At 38.7% G+C, this 22040-nt stretch carries 18 protein-coding genes; 5 read left to right on the top strand and 13 right to left on the bottom strand.

The window, feature by feature from the left end; translation table 11 throughout:
- Nucleotides 1-3 precede the first annotated feature (3 nt).
- The 3 genes from PATL70BA_RS16615 to PATL70BA_RS10795 form a co-directional block, all read right to left on the bottom strand.
- Nucleotides 4-465: a carbohydrate ABC transporter permease gene (locus PATL70BA_RS16615; protein ID WP_330510353.1), complete on the bottom strand. Its 462-nt coding sequence runs from the start codon at nt 463-465 to the stop codon at nt 4-6.
- Nucleotides 459-932, bottom strand: coding sequence for a carbohydrate ABC transporter permease (locus PATL70BA_RS16610; RefSeq protein WP_243115899.1), 474 nt, complete (start codon nt 930-932; stop codon nt 459-461). Before PATL70BA_RS16610 ends, PATL70BA_RS16615 begins: the two co-directional genes overlap by 7 nt.
- 202 nt (nt 933-1134) lie before the next feature.
- Nucleotides 1135-2454 (bottom strand): ABC transporter substrate-binding protein, encoded by a 1320-nt coding sequence (locus tag PATL70BA_RS10795; protein ID WP_125137369.1) that lies wholly within the window; start codon nt 2452-2454, stop codon nt 1135-1137.
- Between the two features lie 208 nt (nt 2455-2662).
- Between PATL70BA_RS10795 and PATL70BA_RS10790 the strand changes: the two genes are divergently transcribed.
- The gene (locus PATL70BA_RS10790) at nt 2663-3382 is read left to right on the top strand and encodes a helix-turn-helix domain-containing protein (protein ID WP_125137368.1); all 720 of its coding nucleotides are present in this window, start codon (nt 2663-2665) and stop codon (nt 3380-3382) included.
- 86 nt (nt 3383-3468) lie between these two features.
- On the opposite strand, the gene PATL70BA_RS10785 is transcribed toward PATL70BA_RS10790, so the two are convergent.
- A complete protein-coding gene (locus PATL70BA_RS10785; RefSeq protein WP_243116020.1) occupies nt 3469-4305 on the bottom strand; it encodes an HDOD domain-containing protein in 837 nt (278 codons plus the stop codon).
- A gap of 176 nt (nt 4306-4481) precedes the next feature.
- Here PATL70BA_RS10785 and PATL70BA_RS10780 point away from each other — a divergent pair, with 176 nt between their 5' ends.
- From PATL70BA_RS10780 to PATL70BA_RS10770, 3 genes are all read left to right on the top strand, one after another.
- Nucleotides 4482-4955 (top strand): chemotaxis protein CheX, encoded by a 474-nt coding sequence (locus PATL70BA_RS10780; protein WP_125137366.1) that lies wholly within the window; start codon nt 4482-4484, stop codon nt 4953-4955.
- A gap of 237 nt (nt 4956-5192) precedes the next feature.
- The gene (locus PATL70BA_RS10775; RefSeq protein WP_125137365.1) at nt 5193-6440 is read left to right on the top strand and encodes an EAL and HDOD domain-containing protein; all 1248 of its coding nucleotides are present in this window, start codon (nt 5193-5195) and stop codon (nt 6438-6440) included.
- 95 nt (nt 6441-6535) lie between these two features.
- Entirely contained in the window at nt 6536-8140 is a 1605-nt protein-coding gene (locus PATL70BA_RS10770) for a peptide chain release factor 3 (protein WP_125137364.1), read from the top strand.
- A gap of 477 nt (nt 8141-8617) precedes the next feature.
- On the opposite strand, the gene PATL70BA_RS10765 is transcribed toward PATL70BA_RS10770, so the two are convergent.
- From PATL70BA_RS10765 to PATL70BA_RS10750, 4 genes are all read right to left on the bottom strand, one after another.
- On the bottom strand, nt 8618-9610 hold the full coding sequence (locus PATL70BA_RS10765; protein WP_125137363.1) for an aldolase catalytic domain-containing protein: 993 nt from the start codon (nt 9608-9610) through the stop codon (nt 8618-8620).
- Between the two features lie 149 nt (nt 9611-9759).
- Nucleotides 9760-12639, bottom strand: coding sequence for a response regulator (locus PATL70BA_RS10760; RefSeq protein ID WP_197715755.1), 2880 nt, complete (start codon nt 12637-12639; stop codon nt 9760-9762).
- 14 nt (nt 12640-12653) lie between these two features.
- Entirely contained in the window at nt 12654-13733 is a 1080-nt protein-coding gene (locus PATL70BA_RS10755) for an HD-GYP domain-containing protein (RefSeq protein WP_125137362.1), read from the bottom strand.
- Entirely contained in the window at nt 13730-15076 is a 1347-nt protein-coding gene (locus tag PATL70BA_RS10750) for an ABC transporter substrate-binding protein (protein ID WP_125137361.1), read from the bottom strand. Before PATL70BA_RS10750 ends, PATL70BA_RS10755 begins: the two co-directional genes overlap by 4 nt.
- Nucleotides 15077-15311: 235 nt before the next feature.
- Here PATL70BA_RS10750 and PATL70BA_RS10745 point away from each other — a divergent pair, with 235 nt between their 5' ends.
- Nucleotides 15312-15713 carry a hypothetical protein gene (locus tag PATL70BA_RS10745; RefSeq protein ID WP_125137360.1) on the top strand — a complete coding sequence of 134 codons (402 nt, stop codon included), beginning with the start codon at nt 15312-15314 and terminating at the stop codon, nt 15711-15713.
- 534 nt (nt 15714-16247) lie between these two features.
- On the opposite strand, the gene PATL70BA_RS10740 is transcribed toward PATL70BA_RS10745, so the two are convergent.
- The 5 genes from PATL70BA_RS10740 to sufD all read right to left on the bottom strand — a co-directional run bounded on the left by PATL70BA_RS10740 (nt 16248) and on the right by sufD (nt 22038).
- Nucleotides 16248-16511: a metal-sensing transcriptional repressor gene (locus PATL70BA_RS10740; RefSeq protein ID WP_125137359.1), complete on the bottom strand. Its 264-nt coding sequence runs from the start codon at nt 16509-16511 to the stop codon at nt 16248-16250.
- An 11-nt stretch (nt 16512-16522) separates the two neighbouring features.
- On the bottom strand, nt 16523-19120 hold the full coding sequence (locus PATL70BA_RS10735; RefSeq protein WP_125137358.1) for a heavy metal translocating P-type ATPase: 2598 nt from the start codon (nt 19118-19120) through the stop codon (nt 16523-16525).
- A gap of 103 nt (nt 19121-19223) precedes the next feature.
- A complete protein-coding gene (gene sufU, locus PATL70BA_RS10730) occupies nt 19224-19655 on the bottom strand; it encodes a Fe-S cluster assembly sulfur transfer protein SufU (RefSeq protein ID WP_125137357.1) in 432 nt (143 codons plus the stop codon).
- A complete protein-coding gene (locus PATL70BA_RS10725; protein WP_125137356.1) occupies nt 19645-20874 on the bottom strand; it encodes an aminotransferase class V-fold PLP-dependent enzyme in 1230 nt (409 codons plus the stop codon). Before PATL70BA_RS10725 ends, sufU begins: the two co-directional genes overlap by 11 nt.
- A 9-nt stretch (nt 20875-20883) precedes the next feature.
- Entirely contained in the window at nt 20884-22038 is a 1155-nt protein-coding gene (sufD, locus tag PATL70BA_RS10720) for a Fe-S cluster assembly protein SufD (RefSeq protein ID WP_125137355.1), read from the bottom strand.
- Between the last annotated feature and the right edge of the window lie 2 nt (nt 22039-22040).

The following is a 22040-nucleotide window of genomic DNA, read 5'->3' as shown; positions in this document are numbered from 1 at the left end:
CCATTACATTTCCACCTCTTTCTTTTTATTGTAGTAGACCTGGCCGATGGATACCACCGATAGGACGATGAAGAAGATGATGGCTCTGGCTTGTCCTTCTGCCATATTGTTATATTTGAAGGCGACACTATAGATGTGCACCGCCAGCATTTCTGTTGAGTTAACGGTGGTGCCTTGGTAGATTGCGGCCGGACCTCCATTGGTTAAGGCGACGATGATGTCGTATTGCTTAAAGGAGGTGACCAAGGTTAAGAAGGAGGTGATGGTAAAGGCTTGTGCTATCATAGGTATGGTGATGCTTCTAAGTCTTTGGATGAAGTTGGCACCATCGATTTGGCTGGCTTCTATGAGCTCCTGGGGTACGTTAAGTAGGGCTGCTACATAGATCATCATGATGTACCCGGCGTATTGCCATGTGAAGGCAAAGATGAGTCCAAAGAGGGCTAAGTTGGGTTCTGCTAGGATGAGTACTTTTCTAGTGCTTCTATGCCAAGTAGGGTTCCAACTGAGGGTACGACGCTTTTGAAGATGAACTGCCAGATGTAACCAAGTACCAATCCCCCTATTAGGTTAGGGATGAAAAAGCCTGCTCTAAAGAAGTTTTTGAACCGGATTTCTCTTGTGACTAAAAAGGCGAATGTTAAGGCCACGACGTTGATGGAGATGACGCTTAACAAGGTGAATAGGAAGGTCCTTATGAAGGAGTACCTAAATTCCAAGTCACTAAACATGCTCCTGTAGTTGTTAATGCCTACCCAGTTGGCTTCTTGTCCTGCGACGGCTGTCCAGTCTGTCATGGAGTAATAGACGCCCATGACAAATGGTACGACCACTACGAGGATGAAACTTGACAAGGCCGGTACTAGGAACAACCAGAATACTAGTTTTTCTTTTGATTTTTTATTCATACACTTTCCTTCTCCCTCGGTCATTTTATTTGTTGTTACTTTGTTATTTGAGTTGGGGTTTTCTTATGTAGGCTTTTTTATAAGAAGAGAGTTTTGCTCCTGCATCCGGATACAAACCTTCTTAATTGATAGGAAAGTATTGCTTTCCTATCAATTAAGAAAGTGTGCAAGACACACACCCTTCCCAAGCGTTTCTTTTGTTTTGCTTTTATTTACTTTTTACGGCTTATTTGTTTTCTTCTATTTTTGCTACCAGTTGTGCTATGAAGGCTTCTTTGTCTAAATCGCCTTTTGCATAACTTTCATATAGTGGTGCGATGGTTCCCATTCCAAATCCGTCCGGCATGTCGTTTTGTAACCATGTATAGGCACCGTTTTCTTTCTTTAACCACTCTGTTACATTGGCTGATAGTGGGGTGTCCGGTACTAGGGTTACGTTTGTGAAGGCTGGTACCATTTTTGCTTCGTTAACCATGTAGTTGTGTCCTGCTTCTGTTGTTGCCATGTAGTTTAAGAATGCTTTTGCTGCTTCTTGGTTCGGGCTGTCACTGTTGAGTACATAGTATGATGGTGCGCCTATGAAGATTGCATTGTGCTCACCATATACGGATGCATGAGGTGCAAAGCCCATTGGGAAGTCTACGCCATTGTCTGTTAACCATGGGTCAATCCAGTTTCCTTGATGTACAAAGGCTGCTTGTCCGGTTGCAAATTGGCCAACTTGTGCGTCATAGTTACCTGTTAATAATACCGCATTGTCTGAATATGCAAAGAGTAGTTCTACCCAGTCTGCATACTGTGTTAAGCGCTCTAGGTCTGCTTCGCCACTGTTGAGTTTGTCTAGTACTGTTGTGTCTCCATACTCTAGGCCTGCTGATAAGTAACCGTTAAAGTTATGTAAGCCTGTTACCCATCTCATATCTGGTCCTGCTGCCATCGCTACGACAGATTTGAGACCTAGTTCGTCTTTCATACCATCGATTTTTTCGAAGGCTTCTTTGTACGCTTCTTGTGATGTTAAGGTTGCAGGATCCACACCTGCTTGATCTAAGATGTCTTTGTTATATGCCATTCCCCATGCTTCAACGGCTACTGGGAAACCATATACTTGACCGTCTACTGCAAATTCGAGTGTTGTTAAATCCATCCATTCTTCGTTTTCAAATGGTGTAAGTTTTGTTTTCCATGTGTTGTATCCGCCCATACCTTCTATTACATAGATGTCTGGTTGTCTATCAGATTGGAATTCTGCTTTTAGGTTCTCTGCGTATGGGGTGTCACCACCGGATGTTTTGACTGTTACTTCTACACCTGTTTCTTCTTCATACAGTGCTGCAAATGCCATCAGTTGTTCGCCAATCTCTACTTTGTTCTGATAGATGACGACGCTTTGGCCTTCTGTTGATGCTGGTGTTTCTGTTTCTGTCTCTGTTCCTGTTTCTGTTTCTGTCATTTCACCTGTCTCTGGGGTCTCTGTTTTCCCACAGCCGGCAAACAATGCTGTTACCATTGCAAGTACCATTATTATTGTTAACAATCTTTTCATTTTTGTTCCTCCCTATTAAATCTGGTGTCATACATGACGCTTTCAAAAGTTGGGCAACCGTTTGCTCTAATGAGAAATACAAAAGACTTGCTTAGCTAAATCAGCGACCTGCTTTCATCTACTTGTTTAGTATAGTATTAATTATCTTTATATTCTTTTAAAAATCTGTTATAATTTACATAAATCCGATGTGAAATGAGGTTTAGTTGTGAAAAATTCCTTGATAAAAGAAAAACTCAAAAATCTGGATATACATTATAAACATCCCTCCTATGCTCTCGAGTGCAAATTATTGAAAGAAATTAGACAAGGTTATTTGGCAAGTGCCGCACACACTCTTAAAGAAATAAACGCCCTTGAAAAACCCAGTTTAGCTAGGGATTCAATTCGGTCCACAAAAAACTCTCTTATAGGGTCTTGTACATTGTTTACACGTGCAGTCATAGAAGCCGGTGTCAATTCAGAAGACGCCTTCGATTTAAGTGATGTTTTTATCAAACATATAGAAAGCTTAGATAAAAAAGAGGATCTTGTTAACTTTGAATATGAGATGCTTGAAACATGTACCAAGCTTATTCAAAATACTGTTATTTTCAACTACCCGTTCCCAATCTCCAAAGTGGCTAAGCATATCTATGAAAATGCTACTTCAAAAATAACTGTATCCACTTTGGCCGAGCTGACCCACTTGTCGCCGGATTATCTTTCAAAGCTTTTTTATAAAGAAGTTGGTATGTCCATAACTGATTACATACAAAAGCATAAAGTAGAAGTTGCAAAAAACTTTTTAGAATTTTCACAAATGAAGGTGACCGATATTGCAACACTTCTTGAATTTTGTAATCCGGGTTACTTTTCCAATGTTTTCAAAAATCATACCGGGATGAGTCCCGCTCTCTATAGAAAATCTACCACTATAGATACTTAGATTCATTCAATAAAAGACAGAACAAAAAAACGCCCAAACATGTAGGCGTTTTTTATTCGTCTTAATTATGATTATGACAGCTTCTTCTATATAAATATTTGCTCTTCTGAAACAATTTTTTCTACATCCTTCATGATTTGGTTCAAATCTGCTTCATCCAGATTCAGAATCTTTACTGCATCCGTAAAAAATTCGTGACCAAGTGTATCTATACCTTCATGAATACCCATCATCATGACCAAACCATCCGATATATGTACAATAGACACCAATTCAATGTTATCTATGGATTGAAAAGGCTTATGGTGAAATTCAATAGCATCCACCAGTTCAGAGGCCAGATTCCATTTTTCAACAATACGTGCACCTACTTGACCATGATTAAAGCCTAGAATTTCTTCTTCTGCAGCTACGTAAGGCATAACCTCATTGCTAATCTTTGTTAGAATCTCTTGATATGATTCATGAACGTATTCATCCAAAATGACTTTACCAACATCTTTAAGCAAACCGGCAGTGTATGCGATATCCGGATTGGCATACTTGGCTTTTTTTGCAATGGTTCTTGCCATAATCGCTGAAATCTGTGACTGTCGCCAAAGTGCATTACGCTCATAGGAGTAACCCTTTAGTTCTTTTTCCATGACTTTACCAACTGTAGATGCCAAAACAAGCGTTTGAACTGTATCAAAACCTAAAAGAACAGTCGCATCTGCAACCGTTTTTATCTGACGTCTTCCACTATAAAATGCGGAATTAGCCATCTTTAATAACTTTGTTGTTAATCCTTGATCTTTCATGACTTCACGTTCTATATCTACCGCAGCAGACCTTGGCTCCTTGAGCAATGCCATGATGTTGATGACCGTCTGTGGAAATGCCGGTATATCATCTACTTTTTCTATTAATGCTTCTAATGTCATTTTTGCCACTTTTTTCACCTCGAAGTCATTCCTTGGTATATAGGTTACAACTATTATACACTATAAACTCCCATCTTTGAAACTATTAATATTATATTTTAAGGAAAGTTTGTCAATGCCAATATTTTCATGTTATAATCATGAAGTCAATTACATTCGATTTAGGAGGATAAACCATGGCAAATGTTGAATATATCAATCCTTTCATCGCCGCATCTAAGAGGGTCATGAAAGATTTTTGCAATATCGATACAGAGATGGGTAAGCCCTATCTGACAAAAACAGTTTTTGAAGGTGATAAGTTTGTTATCTTAGTGGGTATTACAGGACAACTCACAGGTCAAGTTATACTCAGTATGTCCAATGAGACAGCTTGTAATATTGCATCACACATGATGATGGGTATGCCTGTCACAGAACTGAATGATATGGCTGCAAGTGCTGTCAGTGAGCTGGCCAACATGATTCTTGGTAACACAGCAACCATTTTTTCGACGCAAGGGATTATCATTGATATTACGCCGCCATCCATTCTAGTCGGTAAAGATATGACAATTACAGTAAGTGACTCAAAAACCATCTGTGTCCCTTTAACTTATGAAAGTGATTATGCGCTTGAATTAAACATTGCCATTAAATCCAAAGAATAACATTCAGACGGCTTACATTTTACCAAAAATGGAGCCGTCTTTTTTTATGTTTTTATTTTAGCTCTAAATAATATATAGCATAATGATATCACGCTTCATCTATGCAAAATATTATTTTTATAGTACAATAAGACTATCGTGTCTATCTTGCTTAGGCTAAATTCCTCATTTAGTAGCCAAAAGCATATTAGATAACAGTCGAATTTTGCCATTGAGTTGCTATAAGGAGGCCCCAAGTTGGATATTTTTGTTGCGCGTCAGCCCATCTTTAATAAGAATCTTGCCGTGATAGCGTATGAACTCTTATACCGTGATAGTGATAAGAATTATTTTAATACAAGCATCGCATCTAATATCGCTACAGCCATACTTCTCATGAACAGCTACTTCCACTTTGGTATCGATCATTTAGTAGGTCAGTCGACGGCTTTTATTAATTTTGATGCTCGCTTAATCCACTCGGACATTCCCCAACTGTTGTCAACAAAAAACGTGGTCATCGAAATCTTAGAGGATGTCAAACCGGAACCACATACCTTAGAAAAACTGGAACGGCTTAGACGAGATGGCTATACAATCGCTATTGATGATTTTGTCTTGGACTATCCTTACCATGAAATCATCAATCTGTCTCAAATAATCAAAGTCGATTTTTTAAACAATTCAAGAGATGACATTCAAAAGATATGTTACAAATATAGAAAGCAAGGCAAATTGCTCCTAGCAGAAAAAGTTGAAACCCACGAAGATTTTGAATGGGCTAAAAAACTTGGTTTTGACTATTTTCAAGGCTATTTTTTTGCGCGTCCTCATATGATAAAGAGCAAAGACCTAACAGGAAGTTCATCTCAGTTTCTACGTCTTTTTGAAGCCCTACAAGAGTCTGAGCCGGATTTTAAGAAAATTACCCGTATCATTGAAATCGATGTTTTTTTAACCTATAAATTATTACGTATCGTTAACTCAAGCTTTTCACTGGGCACTCAAATAGCATCTGTACATCAAGCCCTTTCCATACTTGGAATCAATGCTTTTAGCAAGTGGCTGTCCTTGGCTTCCTTGCAAACGCTAAGCAAATCTCATGCAACGGAATTGGTCAAAACCGCTATGGTACGGTCAAAGTTTCTTGAGCATATGGCTTTTCATGCAACTTCCTTAGAAGGTCATGAAGACGAACTGGCATTGATGGGTATCCTTTCTGTCATTGATGTTCTACTTCAAGAACCTATGAAAGAAGTTGTCAAGAACCTTCCACTCACACCGGATGTTAAGAAAACCTTTCTTGGCGAAGAAAACCTTTATCTCTATCCTTACCAATTATGCTTGGCCTATGAACAGGGTGATTTTTCTAATCTTGAAGCTTATGCGGATATGATTGAATATGATCTCCACCAACTTTCTCTCGATTATATTGATGCTGTTAAATGGGCTGAAGGACTTTTCTCCTATATGAATGACCTAGATAGCGAATTTGTAACAAAATAATTGACATTCTCCTTCATACGTTATACCATCATTGAAGTAAGTATGTAGCTTATTCGCCCAAAAGGGCATTGTACTTTTATTAGAAAGGCTTTCTCATGTCAAATAAGAAATACAATTACAATGAAGAAATTCAAAGAAGGCGTACATTCGCCATCATATCTCACCCCGATGCGGGAAAAACTACGTTAACTGAAAAATTCTTGCTTTATGGCGGTGCTATCCGTGAAGCAGGCTCTGTTAAGTCCAGACGTTCTAACAAACACGCTGTTTCTGACTGGATGGAGATTGAAAAGCAAAGAGGTATATCCGTCACCTCCTCTGTTCTCCAATTCAACTACCAGGATCATTGTATCAACATCTTGGATACACCAGGACACCAGGACTTTAGTGAGGATACTTATCGTACGCTTATTGCTGCTGATAGTGCTGTCATGGTTATCGATAGTAATAAAGGTGTGGAAGCACAAACCAAAAAGCTATTTCAGGTTTGTAAAATGCGAGGCATTCCTATTTTTACTTTCATTAATAAGATGGATCGATTAGGTCGAGATCCTTTTGATTTGATTGATGATTTGGAAGAAGCCTTGGGCATTCGTTCTTACCCAGTAGATTGGCCCATCGGAAACGGTAAGGACTTTCGTGGTGTCTATAACCGTTTAGAAAAGCGTATTGAACTCTTTAATGAAGGTAATCATGGTCAGTCTATGGCTAACATCGTCACCGGAGAGGTTACCGATGATGCTTTCCGACTGCTTCTTGGTTCTGACTTACATGATAAATTACTAGAGGACATTGAATTGCTGGATATGGCTGGAGATGACTTTGATCTTCATAAGATTATAAATGGTGAATTGACGCCGGTTTATTTCGGAAGTGCTTTGACCAACTTTGGTGTAGAACCTTTTCTCCAAAGCTTTCTTGATATAACACCACCGCCTATGGCCAGAAAAAGTAATCTGGGCTATATTGACCCTGAAGATCGAAATTTTACTGGTTTTATCTTTAAGATTCAAGCCAACATGGACCCGAACCATAGGGATCGTATCGCTTTCCTAAGAATCTGTTCCGGTCAATACGAAAAAGGTATGACTGTTAATCATGTAAATATGGGTAAAAAGGTCAAACTGGCTCAACCTCAACAGTTTATGGCACAAGACAGGGTCATTGTTGAATCTGCTTTCTCAGGAGATATTATCGGTTTACATGATCCGGGTATTTTCAACATTGGCGATACGCTAACCTTCGACAATATACCTCTTGAATATGAAGGCATTCCCCAATTTGCACCTGAGTTCTTCATGAAGATCTCAACCATCAATGCGATGAAGCGAAAACAATTCTTAAAAGGCCTAACCCAATTGGCACAAGAAGGAACGATTCAGGTCTATCGCAGACCTTTTGCCGGGACTGAAGAGTTGATTGTAGGTGTTGTTGGGGTGTTGCAATTTGAAGTATTAGAATATCGTCTCACCCATGAATATGGCGTAGAAATCAATACCCAACGTATGCCTTATCGATTTATTCGTTGGGTCAATGATGATTTTGATATGAACAAGTTGAATCTGACTATGGATTCCTTAGTAGGACATGATAAAGATGACCGACCCGTCATCTTCTTCCAAAATGAATGGTCTATTAGAATGATTCAAGAAAGAAATAAAGGTTTGGTACTCAGAGAAACGTCATTAGTGACTTTGTAATCACAGGTATTATCGGCTGACTGTAATTCTAGATTATAATCCTAGATGTAACACACAGCTTTTCCTTGCCTTACACTTCGTACGGTCAGCGGAAAAGCTGTGTATCACATCTACTCGGTAATAGGTGGTCATTTCGTCAATAAAAAGCACTGCTTAATCATCCTTCTTTTCTACATCCATGTAAAAAGGAAGGACGTTCTACATCCCTGTAGAACTGTGATTAATCAGCGCTTTTTCTTTCCTCATTCGGTTTCGAAAAAGTCTAAATTCGCATACTCCATATGATGTGTTAATGTAACCAGTAATACCTAAGTAAGCCAACATCGACCATGAAGTTCCTGGAACTGGCTGTATGACTTAAGCTAGTCTGCATGGATGCAGACCGCCGACTTTTGGTGCAGGACGCACCAACCGGAGGCCGTAGTCATACAGACTGTGGAAGGGTTTTCATGGGACTATTTTCACACAACGTGACCTCTAATCCTCATCCATAATCTCATCATAAAACTTAGTAAATTCACCCCATGCCGGTGTTCCAACTATCTTCATGGCTGATCTTGGATGCATATTCATCTGACCGGTAATCATATAAGGAACATCATACCCCCATATAATACCTTGCTCTTTGATTTTTGCTACATCATTCTCAATCACATTCAACATCGGTCTCAAACTGTACTTAGGATTCTTTAGAAAACCTAATAACAATTCAATCGGACAATTACCGGCACCTCTTCCCAGACTGGATACCGTCGCATCTAAATAACTGATACCAAGGGTTAATGCTTCAATCGTATTGGCAAATGCTAATTGTTGATTGTTATGAGCATGAATACCAATCTTCTTATTATATTGCTCTCCCACATCCAAATATTTTTTAGCCAATAAACGGATTTCTTCAGGATAATAATGACCAAAACTATCCACCAAATATATGATGTCCACATTCGACTGTCCCAATAGATGAAGTGCTTCGTCCAGTTCTCGTTCATTGACATGAGAAACAGCCATAACATTAATACTGGTTTCATAACCTTTTAGATGAAAATCATTCACCATCTCAATCGCCGAAGGAATTTGATGAATATAACAAGCTGTACGTATCATATCAATGACACTCTCTGACTTTGGTAAGATATCTTCCTTATAGTTGGTTCGACCCACATCTGCCATCACAGAGATTTTAAGATCTGTATCGTTATCCCCTACAATTCTTCTAAGGTCTGCTTCTTTACTGAATTTCCAGGGTCCAAAATCATCTTCACTAAAGTATTCTTTTGAGGATTTATAACCAAATTCCATATAATCCACACCTGATTTGACACATGCTTTATAAACATTCTTCACAAATTCTTCATCAAATCTAAAATCATTCATTAAACCACCGTCTCGAACGGTGCAATCCATGACCTTAATATCTTCTCTATAGGAAAGTAAACTACCAACCTTATTGATTTCTTCTAACATCATCTATTCCTTCTTTCGTTTTTTGACTTTTCACGTTATTGCTTTAAAGTGTAACATTGTTAAAGTAATTCGTCAATCTTTTTTTATTTTACTACTGAATTAAATCATTATAACCCCAATTAATTAAGAAACCACCTAAGGTGGTTTTTTAATTAATCCTTTGACAATCTAGATTCAATTTCTAATAGTAATATTTTAAGCAGATTTGAAAATCTATCCTTAAGTTCTTTAACCTGATATAGATTCTCATCTTCTAATGCTTTCTGGTAGTCTCGTGCTACTTGATACAACTTCTTCGCACCAATGGTGCCTGAACTACTTTTAATCTTATGAACAATCTGAGCTGCTTCTTTAAAATTGTTCTGATCTATGGCTTCCTCAAGTTTCTTAGATGTATCCTGATTTTCTTCATAATAAGCCTGAATGACCTTTTTATAAAGCTCTATGTTGTTGCCAAGATACTTAAGACCATCACTTTCATCCAATACGGTTTCTTGTCGTTTATAACCTGATGCTTCTATGATCTTAATAATCTTTTTGAGCAATACTTCCGGTTCGAAAGGTTTACTGATGTAGTACTCTATCCCATGGGCTTTACATTTTTCTTCCACACCCATGATGGCATCTGCTGTCATAGCAACAATCGGTATCTGTTCATCCAACTCACGAATGGCTTTGGCTGTATCATAACCGTTCATAATCGGCATATGCAGATCCATTAGAATCAACTGATATCTGTTTGGATTGTTTGTAAAAAGCCTAAGACCATCCTCACCATGGTCTGCTAAGTCCACCTTGAAACCTACTTGCTCTAAAATAGATTTGGCAATAAACTGATTGGTTTTATTATCTTCAACAACCAATAGATGATAATCATAGTCCTTTTTCTCAATAGCCTCAACCATATTTTCTCCAACCGGTTTATGAGATAAGATGGCCTTTTCTTTGAAAATCTCTATGATTGCATTGTACAGTACGGATGGAATAATGGGTTTGGTTATGGCCATATCGATTTCATATTCAAACACTTTATTAAATAAGTCATCTCTGTTTAATGGTAAAAGCATAATGATTTTGGGTATGAAGTTGATTTTTATATACTTGCGAATATGATTAACAAACATAAATCCATCTTCAATACAAGTTGCATAGTCAATAATCACTAAATCAAAGGGCTTGATTCGGTCTTGATTGGCAACTTCGAGTACTTGAACAAGATCGGTTTGACTTGTTGTAAACTCTGCTGACATACCAAAACTACCTAAATAGTTTTTCATCAAATTAATATTGGCACCTGTTTTCTCAAGAACGATTGTCCTGAGGTTCTGAAAATAGATTGCTGCTCCCTTCTTCGCGGCTTCAACCTCTTTTTCACGATCAACATCAAACGTTAAGTTAATAATAAAAGTTGAGCCCTCCTTAAGGGTACTATAGGTTTTGATACTACCTTCCATCATATTAACCAGACTCTTGACAATGGAAAGACCAAGTCCTGTTCCACCGAATCTCCTGTTAATACTAGCGTCTGCTTGAGAAAATGGTATAAAAAGCTGATTCACTTGTTCCTCACTCATGCCAATACCTGTATCTTTTACTTGAAATTCAAGATGGCATTTTGGGCCGGTACTGGCAACCAAACGGATATCAAAATATACACCACCCTCATTGGTAAACTTTACAGCATTGTTGATAAGATTCAGTAGAATCTGTTCTAATCTTTTAGAATCTCCTATTAGCGCATTGGGTATATTAGGATCTCTACTAAGACTGAAACCAATGCCTTGTTCCTCAATTCGAAAAGATACGATATTAATCACATCCTGAATGACTCTGTCCAATTCAAATGGCACATTTTCAATCTCAACTTTTCCGGCTTCGATTTTGGAAAAATCCAATATATCATTAATTATTCCCAACATATTTCCGGACGCTTGTGTAATCTTTTCCAGATACATAGATTGTGTCGTATCAACATTTGTTTTGGTCATGAGATATGCCATACCCGTAATGGCATTAAGGGGTGTTCTTATTTCATGTGACATCCTAGCTAAAAAGCTAGACTTAATCTGATTGGCCACCTCTGCTTCTTTTTTTGCCATCAAAAGCTCTTCTTCTGCCTCGATTCTCTTTGAAATCTCTTTTTTTAGCTTTAGAATCCAATAGGAAGATACTCCAAAAGCAACCGCTACCAATATCCCGATAATTAAAGCTATTTGAATGATCGGTCCATAATCTACATCGCCATCAATACCAATCCATCTGTTATGTATGATAATCTTTTCTTCTTCTGTTATATTTGCAAGCGCTTTATCTATAATACTTGCCAATTCGGGCCAATCGTTACGTACCGCAAAATGCAAAGACTGTTTCGCCTCTGCTTCGAATTTAACATACTTTAAATCTGTCAAACCATTGGCTTTGATTAAGTAACTGGTCGTTGCAAGGTTACCGACATACGCTGTCTCAGAACCATTGGCCACATCAAACAATGCTCCTTCAACTGTTTGATAAAGGCTTAAATTAATATTGGGATATTCTTGCAAATAGCTATGGTGAGAGCTGTTTTTTTGAACGGCTACCGTCAGACCCGCCAAATCTTCAATACCACTAATACTCGTATTATCATTTTTCATTACAATAACACGTTGAAAGTAATAAAAAGGATTTGAAAAAAGAAAATACGCTTCACGCTCCGGCGTTTTGGAAATGGCCGGTAATAGATCCACTTCTTTAAGGACGCCTTTTTCATAGGCCTCTGACCAGGTCAAACCTTTGTTAATTACCAATTCAAGTCCTGTTTTCTTGCTGATCAATTCTAGATAGTCCGCAGCAATACCTTTATAATTACCATCTTGATCGATGAACTCAAAGGGTACAAATCCAGGGTCGATTCCTACTTGTATGACAGGGTTTTCCTGAATAAAGGCTTGTTCTTCCTCTGTCAGTTCAAGCACCATCTCACTGGCTATAATCGTGTTTGATAGTGTCAAGATCAGCATCAAAAGGATAAACATACTTCTTACATAACCCATAGCGTTCACACCTCCTAAGACAACTCTTGCCTATACTCCCTAGATATTTCTAAGATATCATATTGTATTTCTAGAAAACTGCTTACAATTTTGGGATCAAAATGTTGACCGCTTTCTTTTCCAATCATTTCAATGGCTTCCTCATGTGTGTACGCATCCTTATATACACGCTTACTCGTTAGTGCATCATAAACATCAATAATTGCCATTAACCTACCCGGCAAAGGAATCGAATCTCCTGCTAAACCTTTTGGATAACCCTTTCCGTTATACTTTTCATGATGGTTACCTACAATATCAATGGCTGTCTTAATGAAGCTTGGTGTCAATTTACCATCACCGGTATGGTGACTAAGTGCTTCCACCCCATAGGTCACATGCTTTTTCATAATCTCAAATTCATCTTGATTCAGCCGACCGGGCTTAAGTAATATGGAGTCTGGAATGCCGACTTTACCAATATCATGAAGTGGGGCTGTTTTAAAAAGTTCATTGATATAATCATCATCTAAAATGTTGGAGAAAGTACTTTTGGTTTTTAAGTGCTCACAAAGACGTTTCATCATCCATTGTGTTCTAATGGTGTGATTCGAAGATTCTAGGTTCCTGACTTCTAACAGACCTATGAGGGCATGGATGGTGGTATCTCTTGTATAAACCAGCTCATCCGTACGATTGGCTACGATTTCTTCTAATTGTTCATTATGTTCTTCAATTCTTTTTTTGGCTTCTTTAAGACTGAGATGGACTTCAATCCTTTTCTTTAATGATTCCAAATTCAATGGTTTACGTATATAATCGACGGCGCCAAGATTCAAACCTCTAATTTCATTTTCCGTCTCATCAAAATTAGTGAGTATAATGGTTACAATATTTTTATAACTAGGGTTATCATTAAGAGCTGTAAGAACCTCAAAGCCATTCATATTGGGCATATTTAGGTCCAGAACAATCAAGTCTATGTCTGGGACCTCTTCGAGTATCCTCATGGCTTCAAGACCGTCACACGCCATCAAAACATGGTAATCACTCAGTAGATTACTAACGATCATTCTGTCCGTGCTGGAATCATCTACAATTAATATTTTTCTCATTTATTGCCTCCCTTATTAGCGTCATTTAAGACTATATTCCCCTCTGTTTCAATCCATGTTAAAAATGCTTCGATTGTTATCTTTTCCTTCATAACATCGTGTAGACCGGACTCATAGTAATGGTCCTTTATCCTCTGCCATTTTGGTACAGGAACATCCACACTCGGTTGATCAAGTCCAGATAAAAATCCGTAAAACTCCGGATAATCTTCCATATAACCACGATCAATCATGTCTCTTCTAATTGGTAACCTGAATGGATAATAACGGTCATGTTCCGGACTGTATTCTCCCTTTAGAATCAACTTCTGACCTTCTCTGGAAATCAAGAATTCAACAAATGGCCGAATGGCTACTTTCATACTATCGTCCATTTTCTGATCTACTGATATCATCATCGGTCCAACCTCAGGATATATACCAATATCCGTTAGTGGTATGACGCCGGTTTCAAAGGGTTCTTGGTTTTTCCATATATCCGTTATACCCCATGGTCCTTGAATCTCAAAAGCTATTTTACCCTGTCTAAAATATGCCATGACATCCTCACCATTATCATCTGTCCATGTCTCCTGTGCATATCTACCCAAATCATTTTTATAGAAACTAAGGGCACGCTTACTTGCTTCACTGTTAATCATTACTTTGGTGCCTTCCACATCTACCAGTTGGCCGCCGAACCCGTAAATGAACTGGTTGACCATCCATGACACATCATTATGATCTGCCCCTACAAGACCTATGCCATTTGCCTCTGTGTTCGACTCAATTTGTTCAAGAGCTACTAATAAAGTTTCTAAATCAACGATTGAAGCCGGATCAACTTCTGCCTGATTCAACAAGTTCCTGTTGTAAATAAGGCCCATGGCATGTCCGAGAAAAGGAACGCCAAATACCTTGTCCTCTATCGTCGCAAGGGACCATAGCTCCTCAAAAAAATAATCTTCATATGGTTTTTTACTGTATGTAAGATCCTCTAATAACCCGAGTTCTCCAAAATACTGAACATAGCGATAAGGTAAAAGATATACCATCGTTTTGGTATCCTCTAATAAATCAGCATGGATTAAACTTAGATTCTCATCGCCACCAACTACGCTGATCTTATAGTCTGTTGTATTGTTCAAATTATATTTTTCTACTATTTTTTGTATAGCAACACCACGACCTGAATAGGCTGGCCAAGGAATACGAAAAGCAATCTCCCCTAGATATTGCTTTTCATTTACCGCATCTGTGACGACTTCTTCTATGTGTTCCCGACCATCTTTTTCACAACCGGAACCCACTAGAATTACAAATATAATGAATACAAATAAACCCGTATATTTATGTATTTTCACGCATTCACCCCAAGTTCATCTTCATTTTATATCATGTTCATTTTGTATAATTTTAACATCTTTTTTATCTTTATTCTACATATTATAGGCTAATCTTGTTAAATTTATATGAACTACCGCCAAACAGGACAATTTATACACTGTTTTCTTCATGACTTGCATGGACGTAACGCTTATTATATAATAACTATAGCCATATGACACCCAATCTCACCTAACTAGAAAAGAGGTATTTATGAAAAAAAATATAGAGATTTTTACCCTAAAAGGACAAGATACAGCAACCTTAAATTCCGGATGTAGCGCATGTAGTAGTGGTTGTGAACCAGTTGCTCATACGATTCCATCCACGATTACAGCTTTTGAAGAACACTACGGGGCTCTAGCTGATATTACGCGATTTGATTTGGAAGAGCATAATACGAAGCAGGTTGCAGATAGACTACAAGCCGTCTATACTGGGTCCGGAGAGCAACTGATTATAACAGCGTCCAATATTCGCTTCATTCTTAGTAAGTTAGCACCTATTGTTGCTATTGATGGCCGATTGGTCGCTAACAATTATGTACCCACGGCTGATGAGTTGAAGTATGCTATTGATCATGGTAAAGGGATTGATGCTTCCATTTGTTCATAGTTAGAGTCCCATGAAAACCCTTCCACAGTGTGTATGATTACGGTCTCCGATTGGTGCATCCATGCACCAAAAGTCGACGGTCAGCATCCATGCTGACTCACTTCATCATACACACTGCTTCCAGGAACTTCATGGTCGATGTTGGCTTTTATGGTGTTTCTGGCTACTTTAGCGCATTATAAGTGCTACACGAGTTTAAGTATATTGAGATGACGCATAGCGAAACCGAATGAGGAGAGAAAAAGTGCTGATTAATCACAGTTCTACATGGATGTAGAACGTCCTTCATTTTTACATGGATGTAAAAAAGGAAGGATGATTAAACAGTGCTTTTTATTGACGAAATGACAATCCTTTACCGAGTAGATGTGATTCACAGGTTTTCCGCTGACCGTACGAAGTGTAAGGCAAGGAAAAGTTGTGTGTTACATCTACGATTAGTACCTAGAATTAGAGTTCAAAAGGGTATACATAAAAAAAGGCAAGCGCTCAAACGCCTGCCTTAGTCTTTTAATAAAACGATACAACAACCTATTACTTCGTATATGTTTCAAGAAGCTTCATGATTTCTTTGACTTTTTCGTCACCGGAACCGGATTCAAAAGCCTCTTTAACACAATGGTTCATATGTTGCTCTAGTATTAATAGATTGGCTTTTTTCAATAGACCTTGTACAGCTAATATCTGCGTTGATACATCCACACAGTAACGGTCTTCTTCCAACATAGTAACAACACCTGCCACTTGGCCTTTTGCCGTTTTTAATAGGTTAAGGGCTTTTATTTGTTCCTCATTCAAAGCACTCACCTCTATCCTTTAACTTCTGTCACTTCATAGCCTGCTGTCTCAACCGCTTCTTCAAATATTGCATTACTAATATCTTGACTGGTTTTAACAACCGCACGTTTCGCTTCAAGATCAACTTGCACGTCTTCAACGCCTTCAATACCATTTAATGCCTTATCAACTCGGCCTACACAATGCATACATGTCATACCTTCTACTGTTAGTATTTTTTCATTCATCTTAGTATCCTCCTTATTTTGCGTTACTGCTGTTACTTCTGATTGTGTGTTGTCTTCTTTTTGATTCTCATTTTGATGCATCATCTGAACATCATTCTGATTCACAAATGAATCCTCTACTAATTTAGGCTTAAACCCTCTAAGTCTTAATGCGTTCATCACAACTGAAACGGAACTAAAACTCATAGCTGCAGCTGCAATCATTGGGTCCAGTAGTATATCAAATCCTCTGTATAATACACCTGCTGCTATGGGGATGCCAATAATATTATAAATAAAAGCCCAAAATAGGTTCTGTTTAATATTCCTAATAGTAGCCTTACTTAATTGAATAGCCGTTACCACATCCATAATCTCGTTCTTCATCAAGACGACATCCGCAGACTCAATGGCAACATCCGTACCACTACCTATGGCTAGACCAACGTCAGCACTTACTAGAGCAACGGCGTCGTTGATACCGTCACCGACCATCATCACCCTTTTATCACCGGATTTTAGACTATTAACGATGTCTGACTTTTCACCCGGTAATACTTGAGCATAAATCTTATCCACACCAAGCTGCTGACCAATCGCCTCAGCTGTAACCTGATGATCACCCGTTAACATAACCACTTCAATGTTCATCGCTTGAAGCTGTTTAACCGCTCTAATGGCATCTGGCTTAATCGTGTCTGCCAAACCAAAAACGCCTTGGAGTTTCCCATGGTACGCAATAAGGATTGGGGTTTTGCCACTTTTCGCATATTGATTAATTAGGTCCCTATGACCTGCAAAATCAATGTCTTTGTCTTTCATCAACTTTTCATTTCCAATAACCACTTGGATGTCGTCAACTGTTCCTGTGACACCGTGACCCATGACTGCGTCAAAGTCCGTTACTTTATTAAGGCTGACACCTTTAGACTCAGCGTATTTAAGTATGGCTTGACTGAGTGGATGCTCGGAATGCTTCTCTACCGAAGCTGCTAATGTCAATAAGGTAGTCTCGTCATCTAAAGCATTAAGATCTGCCACTTCTATCTTGCCATTGGTTAAGGTACCTGTCTTATCAAAAACAACTGTCTGAACCTTATGCATAAGTTCAAGGGCTTCACCACTTTTTATTAAGGTTCCATATTTAGCACCTCTGCCTGTACCCACCATAATGGCTGTTGGTGTGGCCAGTCCAAGGGCACAAGGACAGGAAATAACCAGTACTGAAATACCAATTCTAAAGGCAAATTCAAACTCATAGCCAAGAAGCAACCAGATACCAAAACTCGCCAAACTGATAAGGATGACCACCGGAACAAAATAACCGCTGATTTGATCCGCTAATTTTGCAATCGGAGCTTTTGTTCCCTGGGCGTCTTCAACCATATGTATGATTTTGGCCAAAGCCGTATCATCTCCGACAGCTGTCGCTTTAAAAATAAAACTACCGGTTTGATTCATGGTGCCGGCTATAACCTTATCTTCTTTTCCTTTTTCAATCGGTAGGCTCTCACCGGTTAGCATCGATTCATCCACCGTCGAGTGACCCTCAGTCACGATACCATCCACAGGGATCTTGGATCCGGGTCGAATGACTAACAAATCATCCACTTTCACTTGAGTTGTCGGAACTGTTTTTTCTATCCCATCCACCAACACAATGGCTTCATCCGGCGTTAGAGCCATAAGTTCTTTGATGGCAGCACTGGTCTTACTTTTTGCTCTGGACTCTAGATACTTACCTAAAGTAATCAAAGCAATAATAACCGCTACAGATTCAAAATACAGCTCGTGAGCATAATGATGGACAAGGTCCATATCGCCATGCCCATAACCATAGATAATCCTATAGATTGCAAAAATACCATAAATGAACCCGGCGCTCGTACCTACCGCTATTAATGAATCCATATTAGGTGCTCGTTTTATTAAGGTCTTAAACCCGACACGATAAAATTCCTCACCAACCAGCATAACCGGTATGGTTAATAGCATCTGGGTAAAAGCCATAGTTAATATATTCATATCCCCGGCCAAAAAAGAAGGTACAGCCAGTCCTACCATAGGACCCATAGCCAAATAGAATACAGGCACCGTAAATATCAAGGATATAATCAAACGTCGTTCCATATATTTCAGATGTTTTTCAGCTTTAGAAGATGCATCCTTATCCTCTTGATGCTCCTCTTTTGAAGCATCTATCGCTTCATAACCCACCTTCACCACAGCATCTTGTATGGCTTTAATATCCAGTTGTTTGTCATCATAAGTGACTTGCATCTGCTCTGTTGCATAATTCACGGCTACAGACTGTACGCCTTCCATTTTTCCCAGTTGTTTTTCTATGGTTAAGGCACAAGCCGTACATGTCATTCCGTTAATATCAAACTTCTTGTCATTCATCTTTAGGTCCTCCTTACTCTATCTCATCCACCCCTTCCTAGGGGGGGCTTATATTCTTGATTATACCCTCTTCTATACAATATGTCAACAAGGTAGGATAATATCACCCCACCTTCTTCATGGCTTCCTCCAAGGCATGCCAAGCCAACACTGCACACTTCACCCTTGCCGGCATGTTCTTAATATTCGCTAAGATTGATGCATCTTCCAGCACTTCAAGGGCTTCTTCCTCATCCACTTCATCTTTGATCATACCCATAAACGTTAAAATCTTCGTACGGGCAGCATCTAGCGTTAGACCTTTTATCAAGTCAATCATAATAGAAGCAGAAGCTTCAGAAATAGCACATCCAAATCCTTCATACCGAATATCGATGAGCCTATCTTCTTCTACTTTAATATGAACGGTCAAATCATCCCCGCAATTTGGGTTATGACCTCTTGCAGATTGGTCTGCATCTTCCAATCTGCCTTTGTTATGCTTGCTTTGATTGTGTTCCATAATTAATTCCGTATATATATCACTAAGATTCATAACCTAACCACTTCCTTACCTTTTTCAAACTTTCTATAAGCTGATCGATATCTTCTGTCGTATTGTAGATTGCAAAACTCACGCGACAGGTACTGGGGAGACCTATGCGCTTCATTAAGAGTTGGGCACAATGATGCCCGGCTCGAATGGCAATATGATCTTGATCTAATATGGTGGTTATATCATGAGGATGAACATCTTCCACATTAAATGAAATCACCGGTCCTCTGTCTTCAATATTAAGAGGCCCATAGATCTGAATGTGACTTAGGTGACTAAGTTGATCATATGCGTATTTTGTCAGTCGCATCTCTTCTTTGTATATAAAATCATACCCAATTTGTTCAATAAAACGAATGGCTTCACCAAAACCAATAATACCCTCAATATTCGGTGTACCTGCTTCAAAGCACTGAGGTATAGGTGCAAAGGTGGATGTTTGTTCCTCCACATATTCAATCATATCCCCACCTGTTTGATAGGGCATCATTTTTTCTAACAGCTCATATTTGCCATACAAAGCACCTACGCCTGTAGGTCCAAACATCTTATGAGATGAAAAAACAAGAAAATCTGCGTCTAAGGCTTTCACGTCTACCTTTTTATGAGGTACACTCTGGGCACCGTCTAAAACCACAACGGCACCAACTTCATGGGCACGTTTAATGATCGAAGCAATGGGCTGAAGGGTACCAAAGGCATTGGAAACCATCGTTACCGATACAATCTTTGTTTTCTCTGTGATTACTGTATCTATGGCACTTTCCATAATTCTGCCTTCTATATCCACCGGTAAATACTTTAGCACGGCTTTTTTATTTTTGACCAATTGCTGCCAAGGCAAGATATTACTATGATGTTCTGCTATAGATAAGACGACTTCATCACCCTCTGATAACATGGGCATACCATAGCTATAAGCGATTAGATTTAAACTCTCTGTTGTGCCTTTTGTAAAAATGATTTCCTCATCTCTTCGTGCCGATATAAGGTATTTAACTTGTTGCCTTACCTGATCATACGCCGTTGTCGCTTTTTGACTAAGATCATAGACGCCTCTATGAATATTAGCATGTTCTTGCCTATTGTATTTGGATATTCGGTTAATCACTTGGTCCGGTTTCTGGGTCGTAGCAGCACTATCTAAATAAACCAAAGACGCATGATGTCTTATTAAGGGGAATTGGGCTTCCACCCAAGCTTTAGTAGCCTTCATCATCACGCCTCCTTAGGATGATAGTCTTATACTGATTTCTGTTTCCAACATCTCTTGAAGTCCTTCGATCGGTATTTGATCAATTACAGGTGTAAAGGATGCCATGATAATCAGCTGTTTCGCTTCTTTTTCTGTTAGTCCACGGCTCATTAGATAAAAAAGTTTGTTCTCATCTACTTGACCGGCACTGGCTGCATGTTCACCTTGAACATCATCCTCCTGACACATGAGCGCCGGTATCGAGTCCGATTTAACGGTTTCATTTAATAAAATAACATATTCTTGCTCGGAACCGCTGGCTTTTTTAGCGCCTTTTCTAAAAAACAGATTACCCCTAAATACCTTGTGAGCTTCATGAAGTAAAGCACCTTTGACAAGAATATTGCTTTCTGAACGCCTTCCTTCATGATACATATTATAACTTAAATCCATTTTACTTTTACCATCACCTAAATATATACTCTCCACGACGCCTTCACTGTTCTCCTCTTGAAGGTAGGTGGAAAAATCTGTTACAGCTAGTGTACTTCCTAGATCAATACTGTTAAAAGTAACTTTTCCATCTCTCTTAACAAGTGCTAAGCCACTAAAAATGTGGGTGGTTCTTTTAGAGAAATTCTGTAACTTAATAACTTGAACATCTGCGCCTTCTTCAACAATTATATTAATCACGCCGTTATGAAAACCATCTACATTTTCATCCCGGTAATCCAGCACAACGACCACGCGGCTATCTTTCATAGCATGTATCACATGATGGTCTAAGAGAAGTGGGTTGTCCTTATTAAGAGGTAATTGAATGATGATGGGTTCTGTTACTTTTATACCTTCATCTACATTTATATAAGTGCCCGTATTACTAAAAGCTTCTGTTAGTGTTCTATGCTTAATGCTTGGACCATACTCTTTGTCTAACAATTCATTTGAAAATATAACTTCCTGACTGTGTATGGGTGTCACACGAAGCCCTTCTTGTCGGTACATTAAGGTTTTTTGATTGTTGTATTTCTGATAATCCGGCAACGTCGATTTGTCAATTTTTAACCGCTTCCAGATTGGAAATTCTTCTTTTTCATAACGCTCAAAGCTTATTCTTCTACTTTCTTGGTCTTGTTCTTTGTTCTTACTTTGAACCAGAATTTTATCTAATAATGTTTTATTATACATAA

Origin of the sequence: Petrocella atlantisensis (assembly GCF_900538275.1) — a bacterium.
Lineage (GTDB): Bacteria > Bacillota > Clostridia > Lachnospirales > Vallitaleaceae > Petrocella > Petrocella atlantisensis.
The sequence above is the reverse complement of the archived record's forward strand: the minus strand, read 5'-3'. Positions and strand labels throughout refer to the sequence as shown.